Here is a 15,575-nt window from a genome sequence, read left to right on the forward strand (position 1 = left end):
CAACCAAACAAACAAAAGTGCCCGTGCCGTGCGGGCATTTTCGTTTGGGCTTTCGCTTGCGCCCGCGCACAGCCCATCTGCTTTTCTCCCGTCCCACGTCGTATGTTGTAATATCGGTCGTTTTGTCCAATTTTCCCGTCACGCATGCTCGATTTCTTCCGTAATCACCAGCGCCTGATGATGGCGCTCCTGCTCCTGATCGTGTTGCCGGGCTGGGTTTCGTCGGGATCCAAGGCTTCCGCGGCTTCTTCGACGATAGTGCGAACGTCGCAGCGGTCAACGGGCACAAGATCACGCGGGTCGAATTCGACGGCGCGTTCCGCCAGCAGATCGACCAGGCGCGCCAGGCGCTCGGCGGGCAGTTCGACATCAAGATGTTCGATACGCCCGAGCATCGCAAGCAGGTGCTCGACGGCCTGGTCCAGCAACGCGTGCTGGCCGACGAGACGCAGCGTCTGCACCTGACCGCCTCCGACAATGCCGTGCGCGACGCGCTGATGAGCGACCCGATGATCGCGTCGCTGAAGAAGCCCGACGGTACGATCGACGTCGAACGTTATGCGCAGTTGTTGTCGTTCCAGGGGATGACGCCCGAGCAGTACCAGGAGCGCGTGCGCTACAGCCTCGCGCTGCAGCAGATTCCGGCCAGCATCGTATCGAGCGCGTTCACGCCGAAGAGCCTCGCGCAGCGCCTGTCGGAACTGGCCGCGCAGCAGCGTGAAGTGCAGGCGCTCGTGCTGAAGACGAGCGACTTCGCATCGAAGGTCCAGCCGACCGACGCGCAGCTCACCGCGTACTACGACGCGCACAAGCAGAGCTTCGCGACGCCGGAAACCGCAACGATCCAGTACCTCGTCTATTCGCCGGCAGCGGCCGCTGCGAGCGCGCAGCCGACCGATGCGGACATCGAGAAGTTCTACGACGACAACCCGACGCACTTCCGCACCGAAGCGCAGGTTCGCGTGAGCCACATCTTCATCGCCGCGGCGAGCGGCGCGAGCGCAGCCGACAAGGCAGCGGCGAAGACGAAGGCCGAGCAACTGCTCGCCGACGTGAAGGCGCATCCGGACCAGTTCGCGCAGATCGCGCAGAAGGGCTCGCAGGACGCGCCGTCGGCTGCCAAGGGCGGCGACCTCGGCTTCATCACGCGCGGTTCGACGGCGGGCGGCAAGGCATTCGACGATGCCGCGTTCGCGCTCAAGCAGGGCGACGTGAGCGGTGTCGTGCAGTCGGATCTCGGCTTCCACATCCTCAAGGCGACCGAAGTGAAGCCGGCGGCCGTCAAGCCGTTCGCGGAAGTGAAGGACCAGATCGCAGTCGACCTGAAGCAACAGTACGCATCGAAGGCGTTCACGGACAACGCGGAAGGTTTCACGTCGACCGTCTACGAAAAGGCGAAAACGCTGCAACCGGCGGCCGACAAGTACAAGCTGACGATCCAGACGGCCACCGTCACGCCGACGCCGAATCCGCAACTGCCGCCGACGAGCCCGCTGAACAATCCGAAGTTCTTGGCCGCCGTGTTCGCGAACGACTCGGTGAAGAACCAGAACAACACGCAGGCGATCGACGTCGGCAACAACACGCTGATCTCGGCGCGCGTGACCGATTACAAGCCGGCGGCCGTGCCCGCGCTCGACGCGATCAAGGACGTCGTGCGTCAGAAGGTCATCGCCGAGCAGGCTGCGGAACTCGCGAAGAAGGACGGTGCGACGAAACTGGCCGCACTGCAGCAGTCGAAGTCGACCGACGGGTTCGCAGCCGCGCAGAAGGTGTCGCGCACGCAGTCGCAGGGCCTGACGCCGGCGGCGCTGAGCGCCGTCTACAAGGTCGATGCGAAGACGCTGCCGGCCTACGTCGGTGTCGACCTCGGCGCGGATGGCTACGCGATCTACCGCGTGAATGCGGTGATCCCGGGTACGGCGGTCGATCCGCAGCAACTGGCGGCCGCACAGCAGCAGATGGCGCAGGTCGACGCGCAGAGCGAAGGCGAAGCGTATCTCGCCGCGCTGCGCGATCGTTCGAAGGTGAAGCTGTACGGGTCGACGACCAGCCAGTCGCAGGACGGCGACAACTGAGCATCGTGTCGCACGTCATCTGACGCCGCGTGTCCGAGCGGCGTCACGATTGCAGATCCCTGTCCGGCGGATACGCCGGGCAGGGATTTTTCATTTGGGCGCATCCGTTCGATTCTGGGCGGCTCACAGGCGTGAATGCGCGGCACGCACCGGCCGCCGGTCGCGTGATCGATACGAGCGCCGGGACAAGGGCACCGCGGGGCGGCGCGCGCCCGATACGGTATATAGTTCACGGAAATCCGGATTCCGCACGGTGTGGCGCGCGGGTTCGGTTGCGTCAGGCAGGGGCAGGGCGCAAGCGCGCGGGGCGGCCGGCGGCAGCGAACGCGGCCCGAATGCCGTTGTGCTTCGCGACGGAGCGCGCCGAAAAACAAACGACCGCGGTCAGAAAAATGAATACACGTTGCGACAGACAGTCTTACCGGTGGCGCGTTGATCGGCGCAACCGTCACGGCCATCGACGTGGCTGCGTGGTTTTTGTTTCTGCCGCGGCTGTTCGGGACGGTGCGCCGTCCGAAGTGCAATCGGCTCACGCCCGACGAGGTGTGCGATGCGAGCCCGCCGTCGCGGGCGCTGCCGGCCGAACGCTTTCTCCCCGAATACTCGCGTCGATCATCGAGGCCCGTTCGTCATGAAACTCGATGGTTACTACATCAACCTGGACCGAAGCCATGAGCGGCGGCAATCGATCGACGCGCAGCTCGAACGGTTGTCGCTGACGCATGTATTTGCGCGCTTTCCCGCTGTCGATGGCGCGGCGGAGACGGAGCAGATATTCGAGAGCGCGGGCGCACGATCGGTATGGGCGTGCCGCCGGTCGCACGAACAGGTGATCGCACAATCGGCGCCCGATACGATCACGATCGTGCTGGAAGACGATGTCGAGTTCAGCGAAGGCTTTGGGCGGATCGTAACTGAACCGGTGATGCGCGGGTTCGTCGCGGAGAATCCGTCCGTCGACATGGTGTTCCTCGACTGCTGCCCGTACGTCGCGTCCATGCCGCAACTGCTTGCGGAGGCGGAGCGGCATTTGCCCGGCAGGCGGCAATCGCCGGCGTCGGCCGAGCGCAATCACGAACCCGCGTCGGTGTCGATTCTGGACGCCCGGGACCGCTATGCGTATTGCGCCGCCGCGTACGTCGTGACGCCGCGCGGCAAGGAACGGCTCGCCGCGCTGTTCCGCGCGTCGGCGCACGCGGACCGTACGCCGATCGACAGCCTGTTCCTGGGGTGGATCGCATCCGGCGAGATCAACGCGCGGATTTTCGTGCCGTTCCTCGTTTCACCGCCGCTCGACGTGTTCGAATCGACGATTCCGTACGACACCGTCGGGCAGCCGCCCGTGGACGTGCAGGAGAACCGGTGGGTGAGCGCGGTGCGGCGCCTGCTCTTTGCGGGCGAGACGCGGGTCGAGTCTGTGTCGCCTGGGCAACCGCCCGGCGAGCCCGTACGGATGTCGTCCGAGTATGCGGCAGGCATGGCGCTCTACGAACAACTTCGCCTGATGTATCTGGAACAACGCGGATGATGCGGCACGCGGGGCGGTTTCGGCCGCCGCCGCGTCGTCAGCCGCGCGGCTTGCCGAGCAACGGCTTCAGTGCCGGCCAGACGTTGTCGAGCAGAATGCCCTGTGCCTGCTGCGCGGGATGCATCTGGTCGGACTGGAACATCTCGGGCTTGTTCTCGATGCCGGCCAGCAGGAACGGCACGAGCGGCACGCCGAGATCCTTCGACAGCCGCGTATAGACGGCGTGGAACTTCTGCGTGTAGTCGGGCCCGTAGTTGGGCGGCACGTACATGCCGACCAGTACGACCTTCGCCCGTGCCTGCCGCGCGCCGGCGATGATGTCGCGCAGGTTCTGCTCGGTCGTCGCGAGCGGCACGCCGCGCAGCGCATCGTTCGAACCGAGCTCGACGACGACGATCGACGGCTTGAGCCGCTGCAGCACCGCGGGCAGCCGCGCGCGGCCGCCGCTGGTGGTGTCGCCGCTGACGCTGGCGTTCGCGACGCTATAATCGATTCGCTCGGTCGTGAGCCGCTGCCGCAGCAGCGCCACCCAGCCGGTATCGCGCGGCAGCCCGTATTCGGCCGACAGGCTGTCGCCGAGCACGACGATCACGGGCTGGCCCGACGTCGGGGCCGGCGCCGTCACGGCGCGTGCAGGCACGTTGATTGCCAGCATGGCGCCCAGCAGCGCGGCGACCGCCGCGCCTCTTTTCCAGCGAAATGTCGTGTCCATGTTCAAGATTACCGATCCGATCATCGAAGTCCATGACGTATGCAAGCGGGTCGCCGACGCAACGGGCGAGCTGACGATCCTCGACGGCATCACGCTCGCCGTGCGGCCGGGCAGCAGCCTCGCGATCGTCGGCGCGTCGGGGTCGGGCAAATCGACGCTGCTCGGCCTGCTTGCGGGGTTGGACAGCGCAACGAGCGGCACGGTTCGCCTGCTCGGCCGCGCGCTCGACCAGCTCGACGAGGACCAACGCGCCGCGCTGCGCAACGGCGCAGTCGGGTTCGTGTTCCAGTCGCTCCAGTTGATGCCGCATCTGACGGCGCTCGAGAACGTGATGCTGCCGCTCGAACTGCAGGGCGGCATCAGCGCGCGCGACGCGGCCGACCGCGCCCGCGCGCTGCTCGTGCAGGTCGGTCTCGGCGAACGTACCGCGCATTATCCGAAATTGCTGTCGGGCGGCGAGCAGCAGCGTGTCGCGCTCGCACGCGCGTTCGTCACGCGGCCGGCGATCCTGTTTGCCGACGAGCCGACCGGCAGCCTCGACGCGGCGACGGGCCATGCGGTCATCGACCTGATGTTCGAGCTGAACCGCACGCACGGCGCTACGCTCGTGCTCGTCACGCACGATGCCGAACTCGCGCGCCGCTGTGCGACGACCGTGACGATCGACGCGGGGCGCATCGTCGAGCATCAAGCGGCGCAGCGCGACGCCTGAATACCGATGCCGGCCGGGCAGCGCGTGCTGCACGGCCGGCATCGGCATGACACGGTTGCGTCAGCGCTTTAGCGCCGCGCGGGCGCGTTCGATCAGCGCCGTGGTCGACGAATCATGCTTCACGGGGTCGACCGATTCGGCCGACAGGTCGGCTTCGACGACCTTGCCTAGAATCTTGCCGAGCTCGACGCCCCACTGGTCGAACGGATTGATGTCCCATACCGTCGCCTGCACGAGCACCTTGTGCTCGTAAAGCGCGATCAGCGCGCCGAGCGTGCGCGGCGTCAGTGCATCGACGAGCAGCGTCGTCGTCGGGCGGTTGCCGGGAAACGTCAGGTGCGGCGCGAGCGCTTCCTTGCCCGGCCCGGCGACCTTGCGTGCCTCTTCGAGCGTGCGGCCGAGCATCAGCGCCTCGCTCTGCGCGAAGCAGTTCGCGAGCAGCTTCGGGTGATGGCTTGCGAGCGGATGCTCGGGCGTCAGCACCGCGATGAAGTCGATCGGCACGATCGTCGGCCCCTGGTGCAGCATCTGGAAGAACGCATGCTGGCCGTTGGTGCCCGGCTCGCCCCACGTGACGGCCGAGGTCGGGTAATCGACGAAGGTGCCGTCCAGTCGCGCGGATTTGCCGTTGCTCTCCATCTCGAGCTGCTGCAGGTACGACGGCAGGTAATGCAGCGCTTCCGAATACGGTGCGACGAGATAGCTCTGCGAGCCGAAGAAATTCCGGTACCAGATGCCGATCAGGCCGAGCAGCACCGGCAGGTTGCGTTCGAGCGGCGCTTCGCGGAAATGGCGGTCCATGTCGTTCGCGCCGGCCAGCAGCTCGTCGAACTGCTCGGGGCCGATCGCGATCATGATCGACAGGCCGACCGCCGACCACAGCGAATAACGGCCGCCGACCCAATCCCACATTTCGAACACGTTGTCCGCGGCGATACCGAACTTCACGACTTCGGCCGGGTTCGCCGATACGCCGACGAAGTGCTTCGCGAGCGCGTCCTCCGGGCAGCCGCGCGCGACGAACCAGTCGCGCAGCGAGCGAGCGTTCGTCATCGTCTCGAGCGTCGTGAAGGTCTTCGACACGATGATCGCGAGCGTTTCCTCGGGATCGACCTGTTCGAGCACGCGCGCGAGATCGGCGCCGTCGACGTTCGACACGAAGTGCGTCGTGATTTCAGGCGTCGCGACGTGGTGCAGCGCATGCACGACCATCTTCGGCCCGAGATCGGAACCGCCGATGCCGATGTTGATCACGTGGCGGATGCGCTTGCCCGTGTAGCCCGTCCACGTGCCGCTGCGCACGGCGCGCGCGAACGTCGCCATCTTCGCGCGCTCGGCGCTCACCTGCGCGTGGAACGGCGCATGCGGGTCGGTCGCACGCAGCGCGGTGTGCAGCGCGGCGCGGCCTTCGGTCGGGTTGACGATCTCGCCGGCGAACATCGCGTCACGGCGCGCTTCGACACCCGCGTCGCGCGCGAGCTGCACGAGCAGGCGCAGCGTTTCGTCGTCGATGCGGTTCTTCGAGAAATCGGCCGCGAGACCGCCGCCCGGGATCGTGAAGCGTTCGGCGCGGGTCGGCGCGCGGTCGTTTTCCGGTGCGAACCAGTCGCGCAGCCGGGCATGGCGGATCTGTTCGAAGTGGGATTGAAGGGCAGTCCAGGCGGGGAGCGAATTCAGCGTCATGGCGGTTCGAGTGAAGCGTGAATCGGGAGGAATGCCGCGCCGGCTCATCGTGATCGGAAGGCCGGCGGACGAGAGGGCCCGCCGTGCGGCGGGGGAGTCAGTATAGCGGCGTTACGTGTCGGCGCGCGGCGACGGGTAAAAAAGGCGATTGACCAGCATGCGCACCATCGGCGCGAGCTCGCCCGCGGTGAGCCCGGCCGGGCCCGTGCCGTTCGCGGTCAGCGTGTCGGCCGCGAGGCCGTGCAGGTAGACGCCCGCGAGCGCCGCTTCGTAAGGCGCGACGCGTTGAGCGAGCCATGCGCCGATCAGGCCGCCGAGCACGTCGCCGGTGCCGCCCGTGGCGAGCGCCGCGTTGCCGGTCGGGTTGATCGTCACGCGCCCGTCGGGCGCCGCAATCACCGTGCCCGAGCCTTTCAGCACGACGATGCTCGCGTAGCGCGCGGCGAGCGCCTGCGCGGCGCAGACGCGGTCGCGCTGCACGTGTTCCGTATCGCTGCCGAGCAGCCGCGCGGCCTCGAGCGGGTGCGGGGTCAGCACGCACGCATGGCCACGCGCGCCGCGCGCCGCGACGGCGGCAGCGAGGTCCGCGTGCGTCGCGACGAGGTTCAGCGCGTCCGCATCGAGCAGCGTCGCGGCGTCGTGCGCGAGCACGTCGCGGATGAGCGTCGCCGCGGCCTCGCGCGTGCCGAGCCCGCCGCCGGCCGCGATCGCGGTCATCGCATCGAGATCGAGGCCGTCGGCGGGATGCAGCATCAGTTCGGGGAACGGCGGGTCGTACGGCGGCGCGCCGGCGCCGAGGAAGCCGACGTGTACTTTGCCGGCACCCGCGAACAGTGCGGCGCGTGCGGCCAGGATCGGCGCGCCGCACATGCCCGTGTCGCCGCCGAGCACCGCGAGGCTGCCGAACGTGCCCTTGTGGGATGCGTGTGCGCGGGCGGGCAGCGCCGCGGCGAACCGCCCGGGCGCGTTCAGCACGATGGCCGGTGCGGCGGGCGGTGCGACGTCGAGCGATGCGATGTCGATCTCGCCGGCGAGATCGCGGCCGTCGCCGGTGTAGAGGCCCGGTTTCGCGCCGATGAAGGTGAGCGTATGGGACGCCGCGACGGCGACGCCCGCGCCGACGATCCGGCCCGTATCGCCGTCGAGCCCGCTCGGCACGTCGAGCGCCAGCACGCGGCCGCCGTTGCGGGCATGCGCGGCGATGCGGGCGGCATGCTCGGCGAATGCGCCGTCGAGCGCGCGGCCGAGACCGATGCCGAACAGCCCGTCGACGACCCACGCATAACCGTCCAGTGACGCGGGCGGCGTGGCCGACAGCGGCACGCCGGCCGCGCGCGCGAGACCGAGCGCCCATTGCGCATCGTCCGGCTTGACCGGCACCGGCATCCACGCCTGCGTCGCGACGCCGAGCTGCTGGAGGTGGGCGGCGGCAACCAGCGCGTCGCCGCCGTTGTTGCCGGGGCCGACCGCGAACCACACGGGGCGATCGTCGCCGGCGACGCGCTCGGACAGCCAGCGCGCGGCGGCAGCGCCTGCGCGGCCCATCAGCGTGTGCGGCGGCAGCGCCGCGGCCGCGCCGGCTTCGGCCGCGCGCAGGTCGGCGACGCGCAGCAGCGCGATCGGATCGGAATCGGGAAGGGAGCGGGTAACGGTCATCGCGGGGTCGTGGCGGCTGACAGGAAGGCCGCCCGGGACGGGCCCGCGGCGGTCAGGTCGTGAAGCGCTCGGCGCGCAGGGCGGCGAGCGTGTCGGCGGGCCAGTGCTGCACGTCACCGCCCAGATAGTCGGTCACCACTTTAGCAGACCCGCACGCGAGCCCCCAGCCGGCCGGCCCGTGTCCGAAATTGACGAACACGCGCGGATGCGGGGTCGGACCCACGACGGGCAGCCCGTCCGGCGACAGCAGTTGCATGCCTTGCCACGACAGCGCGGCGGAGATCCTGGCGGCGCCCGGTACCCAGTCGTGAACGGCCTGGCCAAGCAGCGCGAGCGCCGCCTCGGACAGCGGCTCGGCGAGCGGCTTCGCAGTGTCGGGCAGGCTTTGCAGCACGGCGCCACCGCCGACGCGCAGCCGCTGGTGCGTGCGCGTGATCGAGATCCGCTTGATCGAGTCGACGACGCTCAGGTGCGGCGCGTGTTCTTCGTACGCGACCGGCGCGGTGAGCGTATGAACGCGTACCGGGTGCAGCGGCAGGCGCCAGCCGAGCCGTTCCAGCAGCGGCAGGCTGCCGGCGCCGGCAGCGACCACGATCGCGTCCGCGGAAATCACGTCGACCTCGCGCGCCTTCGCCGCGTGCCGTTCGCCGGGCGGCGCGAGCTCGACCGCAGCACGGCCGTTGTCCACGCGGATCGCGGCGACGTCCGCGCCGAAGCGGAATTGCACGCCGTGCTCGTCGAGCGTCTGCTTGACCAGCTTCGCGAACAGCGGGCAGTTGCCGGTGCGTTCGGTTTCGAGCAGCACGCCGCCGGCGAAGCCGGGTTCGGCCGGCACCGACGGCTCGAGCGCTGCGCATTCGGCGGCGCTCAGCGCCCGGTACGGCTGGTCGAGCGTGCGCAACAGGTCGAGCGCCGGCTGCATCGCTTCCCAGTCGCGCGGATCGCGCACGACGTGCAGGATGCCCGGCTTCTGCTCGAATTCGAGTTCGAGGCGTGCCTCGATGTCGGCGAGCGTGTCGCGCGACGCATCGATCAGCGGGCGCAGCCGTGCGTATTGCGCGGCGAATGCGTCGGGCTCGCGCAGCGTGCCGAGCTGCTTGACGAAGCGGCGCACGCCGCCGTTGAAGCCCGGCTTGTAGACGACGCCGCTGTCGCGCGGCTGGCGCTGGCGCATGAAGGTCGGGCCGAACCAGACGTCGAGCGGGCTCGGCAGCAGCGCGCCGCCGTCGCCGTAGGTCGCACCTTGCGCGACGGTTGCGTGGCGTTCGACCACGCACACGCGGTGGCCGGCCGCGCGCAGCTGGTAGGCGGTGGCGACGCCGCTGATTCCGCCGCCTATGACGATGACATCCATGGATTGCTTCGATGACGGGCGGCGCGCACGCCGCCCGGTGAGAATTCGCTGAGGGCCCCGGCCCGGTGAACCCGGAATGATAGCGCCAAAATCGCGCGAACCGGCGTCGGGCGAGCGCGTCCGCTGCGGCCTTGCCGCGGCTGCGGGCCGCCGCGCCCGCACGGGGCGGCCCGGCGGGCTGCCGCGCCCGGGCACCGTCGCGGTGCATCCGGGTTCCCGATCGGCCGGTCTTGGGCGGCCGACTTCCGGGTATAATTACGGCCTTCCTTTCGCCCCACGTCGCCACCTCGCGCGACTCATCGACGTCAGTCCAGCCCATGGCTCACTTCTCGTGTTTTCCCGGCGCTTCGGCCCTCTCCGATTTCCGTCAAACCCGTCTGCTCGACACGCTCAGGCAAATCGACGCCAATATCGTGGCGGTGCGCGGCCAGTTCCTGCACTTCGTCAATGCGGCCGAGCCGCTGTCGGCCGACGACAGCGCACGCATCGACGCGCTGATGCACTACGGCGCGCCGTTCGAGCCGGCGGCCGAGAAGGGGACGGCCGAGACCTTCGTCGTGCTGCCGCGCTTCGGCACGGTTTCGCCGTGGGCGAGCAAGGCGACCGACATCGCGCAGCACTGCGGCCTCACGCAGGTGCGCCGCATCGAGCGCGGTGTCGAATTCACGGTCACGCTGAAGTCGGGGCTGCTCGGCGGCAAGAAGGCGCTGTCCGACGACGCGCGTGAAGCCGTCGCAGCCGCGCTGCATGACCGGATGACCGAAAGCGTGGTTGCCGCGCGCGACGACGCGAAGCACCTGTTCGACGAGCTGCCGGCCAAGCCGCTCGCGAGCGTCGACGTGCTGGGCGTCGGCCGCGGCGCGCTGGAGCGCGCGAACGCCGAGCTGGGCCTCGCGCTCGCCGACGACGAGATCGACTACCTGGTCGACGCGTTCCGCAAGCTCGAGCGCAACCCGACCGACGTCGAACTGATGATGTTCGCGCAGGCGAACAGCGAGCACTGCCGCCACAAGATCTTCAACGCGCAGTGGACGATCGACGGCGAAGCACAGGACATGTCGCTGTTCGCGATGATCCGCAACACCGAGAAGCTGAACCCGCAAGGCACGATCGTCGCGTACTCGGACAACTCGTCGATCATGGTCGGCGCCGAAGCCGAGCGCTGGTTCCCGCGCAACGCGGGCGCGGCCGGCGAGCCTGCTGAGCGCTATGGCCGCCATACCGAGCTCACGCACACGCTGATGAAGGTCGAGACGCACAATCACCCGACGGCGATCTCGCCGTTCCCGGGCGCGGCGACCGGCGCGGGCGGCGAGATCCGCGACGAAGGCGCGACGGGCCGCGGCGCGCGTCCGAAGGCCGGCCTCACGGGCTTCACCGTGTCGAACCTCGACCTGCCCGACGCACGCCAGTCGTGGGAAACCGCGCGCGACGCGGCGCAGCCGGTCGGCGAGCGCAACCCGAACGACGCGCACGGCCCGTACGGCCGCCCGGACCGCATCGCTTCGCCGCTGCAGATCATGATCGACGGCCCGCTCGGCGGCGCCGCGTTCAACAACGAATTCGGCCGCCCGAACCTCGGCGGCTATTTCCGCGTGTACGAACAGAACGTCGGCGGCCAGGTGCGCGGCTATCACAAGCCGATCATGATCGCGGGCGGCCTCGGCAACATCGCGGATCAACATACGCACAAGCACGACGTGCCGGCCGGCTCCTTGCTGATCCAGATCGGCGGCCCCGGCATGCGGATCGGCATGGGCGGCGGCGCGGCGAGCTCGATGGCGACCGGCGCGAACACGGCCGAGCTCGACTTCGACTCGGTGCAGCGCGGCAACCCGGAAATCGAGCGGCGCGCGCAGGAAGTGATCAACGGCTGCTGGCAGCTCGGCGCGGAAAACCCGATCCTGAGCATTCACGACGTCGGTGCGGGCGGCCTGTCGAACGCGTTCCCCGAGATCGTCGACGGCGCGGGCAAGGGCGCGCGCTTCGAACTGCGCAAGGTCGCGCTCGAGGAATCGGGCCTGTCGCCGCGCGAAATCTGGTCGAACGAGGCGCAGGAGCGCTACGTGCTGGCGATCGCGCCGGCCGATCTGCCGCGCTTCGAGGCGATCTGCGCGCGCGAGCGCTGCCCGTTCGCGGTGGTCGGCGTCGCGACCGACGAACGCCAGTTGCAGCTCGTCGACGACGAAGCGACGGGCACCGATGAATACCCGGTCGACATGCCGATGGAAGTGTTGCTCGGCAAGCCGCCGCGCATGCACCGCGACGTCGCGCGCGTGGAGACCGAGCGTACGCCGGTCGACGTGACGGGCATCGCGCTGTCGGAAGTCGCGGTCGACGTGCTGAAGCACCCGACGGTCGGCAGCAAGTCGTTTCTGATCACGATCGGCGACCGTACGGTCGGCGGCACGTCGGTGCGCGACCAGATGGTCGGCCCGTGGCAGGTGCCGGTGGCCGACTGCGCGGTCACCGCGCTCGACTATGCGGGCTTCAAGGGCGAGGCGATGACGATGGCCGAGCGCACGCCGCTCGCGGTGATCGACGCGCCGGCATCGGGTCGCATGGCGGTCGGCGAGGCGGTCACGAACATCGCGAGTGCGCCGATCGCGTCGCTCGACAAGCTGAAGCTGTCCGCGAACTGGATGGCCGCGTGCGGCACGGCCGGCGAGGACGCCGCGCTGTTCGACACGGTCAAGGCGATCGGCATGGAGCTGTGCCCGGCGCTCGGGATCGGCATCCCGGTCGGCAAGGACTCGCTGTCGATGAAGACGAAGTGGGACGAGCAGGGCGTCGCGAAGGAAGTGGTCTCGCCGGTGTCGCTGATCATCTCCGCGTTCGCGCCGGTCGAGGACGTGCGCCGCCACCTGACGCCGCAACTGCGCCGCGTCGCCGACGCGGGCGACAGCGTGCTGATCGCGATCGATCTCGGCCGCGGCAAGAACCGGATGGGCGGCAGCATCTTCGCGCAGGTCACGCAGCAGGTCGGCGACACGACGCCGGACGTCGACGATCCGGAAGACCTGAAGCGTTTCTTCAACGCGATCCAGTCGCTCAATGCGCGGGACTTGCTGCTCGCGTATCACGACCGCTCGGACGGCGGCCTGTGGGCGACGGTGTGCGAAATGGCGTTCGCGGGCCACGCGGGCGTGTCGCTGAACGTCGACATGCTGACGCTCGATCCGAATCACGAATCCGATTACGGTGACGCGAAGGACTGGGCGAAGCAGACGAGCGGCCGCCGCGACGACCGCACGCTGCGCGCGCTGTTCTCCGAAGAGCTCGGCGCCGTCGTGCAGGTGCGCGCGGCCGACCGCGACGCGGTGCTCGGCGCGCTGCGCGAGTTCGGCTTGTCAGCGTGCTCGCACGTGATCGGCTCGGTCAACGACCGCGACGTGATCGAGGTGTATCGCGACGCGAAGAAGATCTTCGACGCGCCGCGCGCCGAACTGCATCGCGCGTGGGGCGAAGTGAGCTGGCGCATCGCGCGCCTGCGCGACAACCCCGCCTGCGCGGATGCCGAATACGACGCGCTGCTCGACGCGGCCGATCCGGGCATCTCGCCGGTGCTGAGCTTCGATCCGGCCGACGACATCGCCGCGCCGTTCATCGCGACCGGCGCGCGCCCGCGCGTCGCGATCCTGCGCGAGCAGGGCGTGAACTCGCACCTGGAAACGGCCTACGCGTTCGATCGCGCGGGCTTCGACGCGCACGACGTGCACATGAGCGACCTGCTCGCGGGCCGCGCGACGCTCGCCGATTTCGCGGGCGCGGTCGCATGCGGCGGCTTCTCGTACGGCGACGTGCTGGGCGCGGGCGAAGGCTGGGCGAAGACGATCCGTTTCAACGCGAACCTCGCCGACATGTTCTCGGCGTTCTTTGCGCGTCCCGACACGTTCGCGCTCGGCATCTGCAACGGCTGCCAGATGTTGTCCAGCATCTCGTCGATGATCCCGGGCGCGGAAGCCTGGCCGAAGTTCACGCGCAACAAGTCCGAGCAGTTCGAGGCGCGCTTCTCGTTCGTCGAAGTGGAGAAGTCGCCGTCGATCTTCTTTGCCGGGATGGAAGGCTCGCGGATTCCGGTAGCGGTCGCGCACGGCGAAGGTTATGCGGACTTCTCGCAACAGGGCGACATCGATCGCGTCGCGGTTGCGATGCGTTTCGTCGACCACCGCGGCGAAGCGACCGAGCGTTATCCGTTCAACCCGAACGGCTCGCCGGCCGGCATCACGTCGGTCACGACGGCCGACGGCCGCTTCTCGGTGCTGATGCCGCACATGGAGCGCGTGCACCGCACGGTCACGATGAGCTGGCATCCGGAAAGCTGGGACGAAGCCAGCCCGTGGATGCGTGTGTTCCGCAACGCGCGCCGCTGGATCGGCTGATCCGGATGATGTTCGATCCGAATGCGCCGGTCGAGGTCGTCACGCTGCGCGACGAGCGCAAGAGCGAGGCGGATGCGATCGGCCGCGTGATCGTCGCGGCGTTTGCGGGCGAGGCGCAGGGCGGGCAGTTCGAGCGGCGCATCGTCGATACGCTGCGCGCGGACGATGCGCTGAGCGTATCGCTCGTCGCAGAGCGCGACGGCCGGATCATCGGGCACGTTGCATTCTCGCCGGTCGCGATCGGCGGCGAGGCGGCCGGCGTTCAGCAGTGGTACGGGCTTGCGCCGCTCGCGGTGCTGCCCGACTGCCAGCGGCAGAGCATCGGTGCAGGGCTCGTGCGCACCGGGCTCGACGCGTTGCGCCGGCTCGGCGCGCGCGGCTGCGTCGTGCTCGGCGATCCCGGGTACTACGCGCGCTTCGGATTCGAGCCGTCCGGCGACATCGTGTTTCCTGGCGTGCCGCCCGAGTATTTCCTCGCGCAGTCGTTCGACGATGCGGCACCACGGCCGTCGGGCGAGGTTCGTTATCACGACGTGTTCTATCCCGCGTAGCAAACGCTGCTGCGCAGGCTGTGCCGGCCTCGACAAAGCCGCTCTTCGGAGCGGCTTTTTCTTTTCCCGAACGACCATGAAAAAAGCCGCTCCGGGGAGCGGCCTTTCGATGCGCGGGCGACAGGCGCCGGCGTTACTGGATCTTCGCCTGCTGGCGCAGGCCTTCCTCGAACGCCTGCAGCTTCTGCTGCACGATCTGTTGCGCGATCTGCGCCTTCACCTGGTCGAACGGCGGCGGCGCGATGTCGCGGATGTCGTCGACGCGGATGATGTGCCAGCCGAACTGCGTCTTCACCGGCGCGTCGGTCATCTGGCCTTTCTGCAGCTTCTGCGCGGCCGCCGCGAATTCCGGCACGTACGCCTTCGGATCGGACCAGTCGAGATCGCCGCCGTTCTTGCCCGAACCCGGATCCTTCGAGTACTGCTTCGCGAGATCCTCGAACTTCGCGCCGGCCTTGATCTTCGCGATCAGGTCCTTCGCCTGCTGCTCGCTGTCGACGAGGATGTGGTGCAGGTGATATTCGCGGTTGCCGCCGGCGCCCTTGACGAGGTCGTCGTAGCGCGCCTTCACTTCGGCCTCGGTCGGCTGGTTCTTCTTCAGGAAGCTCTCGATCATCGAACGCAGCACGACCGTTTGCTGCGCGACGGCGATTTGCGCCTTCACGTCCGGACGGTTCGGGATGCCTTCGCGGATGGCTTCCTGCATCAGGATTTCGCGGTTCACGAGTTCCTGGCGCACGGCCTGCTGCAGTTGCGCGCTGTCGGTCTGGCCTTGCTGCACGAGCTGCGCGACCATCGCATCGGCGCGCGATTTCGGAATCGGCGTGCCGTTGACGACGGCGATGTTCTGGGCAAATGCCGGTGCCGCTGCAAATGCAGCCGCCGCGACCCACAGGCGGGGGGATTTCAGGATCATCGG

At 68.7% G+C, this 15,575-nt stretch carries 9 protein-coding genes and 1 pseudogene; 5 read left to right on the forward strand and 5 right to left on the reverse strand.

Annotated elements, in window-relative coordinates:
* Positions 1 to 144: 144 nt before the first annotated feature.
* Positions 145 to 2,078 (forward strand): annotated as a pseudogene (locus tag BBJ41_RS02345) (SurA N-terminal domain-containing protein).
* Between the two features lie 631 nt (positions 2,079 to 2,709).
* Positions 2,710 to 3,606 carry a glycosyltransferase family 25 protein gene (locus tag BBJ41_RS02350; protein ID WP_069745145.1) on the forward strand — a complete coding sequence of 299 codons (897 nt, stop codon included), beginning with the start codon at positions 2,710 to 2,712 and terminating at the stop codon, positions 3,604 to 3,606.
* 37 nt (positions 3,607 to 3,643) lie between these two features.
* On the opposite strand, the gene BBJ41_RS02355 is transcribed toward BBJ41_RS02350, so the two are convergent.
* Positions 3,644 to 4,318, reverse strand: a complete 675-nt coding sequence (locus tag BBJ41_RS02355) for an arylesterase (RefSeq protein WP_069745146.1) — start codon at positions 4,316 to 4,318, stop codon at positions 3,644 to 3,646.
* Here BBJ41_RS02355 and BBJ41_RS02360 point away from each other — a divergent pair.
* Positions 4,317 to 5,030, forward strand: coding sequence for an ABC transporter ATP-binding protein (locus tag BBJ41_RS02360; protein ID WP_069745147.1), 714 nt, complete (start codon positions 4,317 to 4,319; stop codon positions 5,028 to 5,030). The two genes, BBJ41_RS02355 and BBJ41_RS02360, sit on opposite strands and share 2 nt — an antisense overlap.
* A gap of 60 nt (positions 5,031 to 5,090) precedes the next feature.
* Here the strand turns inward: BBJ41_RS02360 and pgi are convergent, their stop codons facing one another.
* The 3 genes from pgi to BBJ41_RS02375 form a co-directional block, all read right to left on the reverse strand.
* On the reverse strand, positions 5,091 to 6,713 hold the full coding sequence (gene pgi, locus BBJ41_RS02365) for a glucose-6-phosphate isomerase (protein WP_069745148.1): 1,623 nt from the start codon (positions 6,711 to 6,713) through the stop codon (positions 5,091 to 5,093).
* Positions 6,714 to 6,824: 111 nt separating this feature from the next.
* Entirely contained in the window at positions 6,825 to 8,369 is a 1,545-nt protein-coding gene (locus BBJ41_RS02370) for an NAD(P)H-hydrate dehydratase (protein WP_069745149.1), read from the reverse strand.
* Between the two features lie 52 nt (positions 8,370 to 8,421).
* Positions 8,422 to 9,723, reverse strand: coding sequence for an FAD-dependent oxidoreductase (locus BBJ41_RS02375; RefSeq protein ID WP_069745150.1), 1,302 nt, complete (start codon positions 9,721 to 9,723; stop codon positions 8,422 to 8,424).
* 317 nt (positions 9,724 to 10,040) lie between these two features.
* Between BBJ41_RS02375 and purL the strand changes: the two genes are divergently transcribed.
* Both purL and BBJ41_RS02385 read left to right on the forward strand, forming a co-directional pair.
* On the forward strand, positions 10,041 to 14,105 hold the full coding sequence (purL, locus tag BBJ41_RS02380; RefSeq protein WP_069745151.1) for a phosphoribosylformylglycinamidine synthase: 4,065 nt from the start codon (positions 10,041 to 10,043) through the stop codon (positions 14,103 to 14,105).
* A 5-nt stretch (positions 14,106 to 14,110) separates the two neighbouring features.
* Positions 14,111 to 14,656 carry a GNAT family N-acetyltransferase gene (locus tag BBJ41_RS02385; protein ID WP_069747548.1) on the forward strand — a complete coding sequence of 182 codons (546 nt, stop codon included), beginning with the start codon at positions 14,111 to 14,113 and terminating at the stop codon, positions 14,654 to 14,656.
* Positions 14,657 to 14,789: 133 nt separating this feature from the next.
* Here BBJ41_RS02385 and BBJ41_RS02390 read toward each other — a convergent pair whose 3' ends face one another.
* Positions 14,790 to 15,572, reverse strand: coding sequence for a peptidylprolyl isomerase (locus tag BBJ41_RS02390; RefSeq protein ID WP_069745152.1), 783 nt, complete (start codon positions 15,570 to 15,572; stop codon positions 14,790 to 14,792).
* Positions 15,573 to 15,575: the final 3 nt, after the last annotated feature.

The organism is Burkholderia stabilis (assembly GCF_001742165.1).
Classification (GTDB): Bacteria; Pseudomonadota; Gammaproteobacteria; order Burkholderiales; family Burkholderiaceae; genus Burkholderia; species Burkholderia stabilis.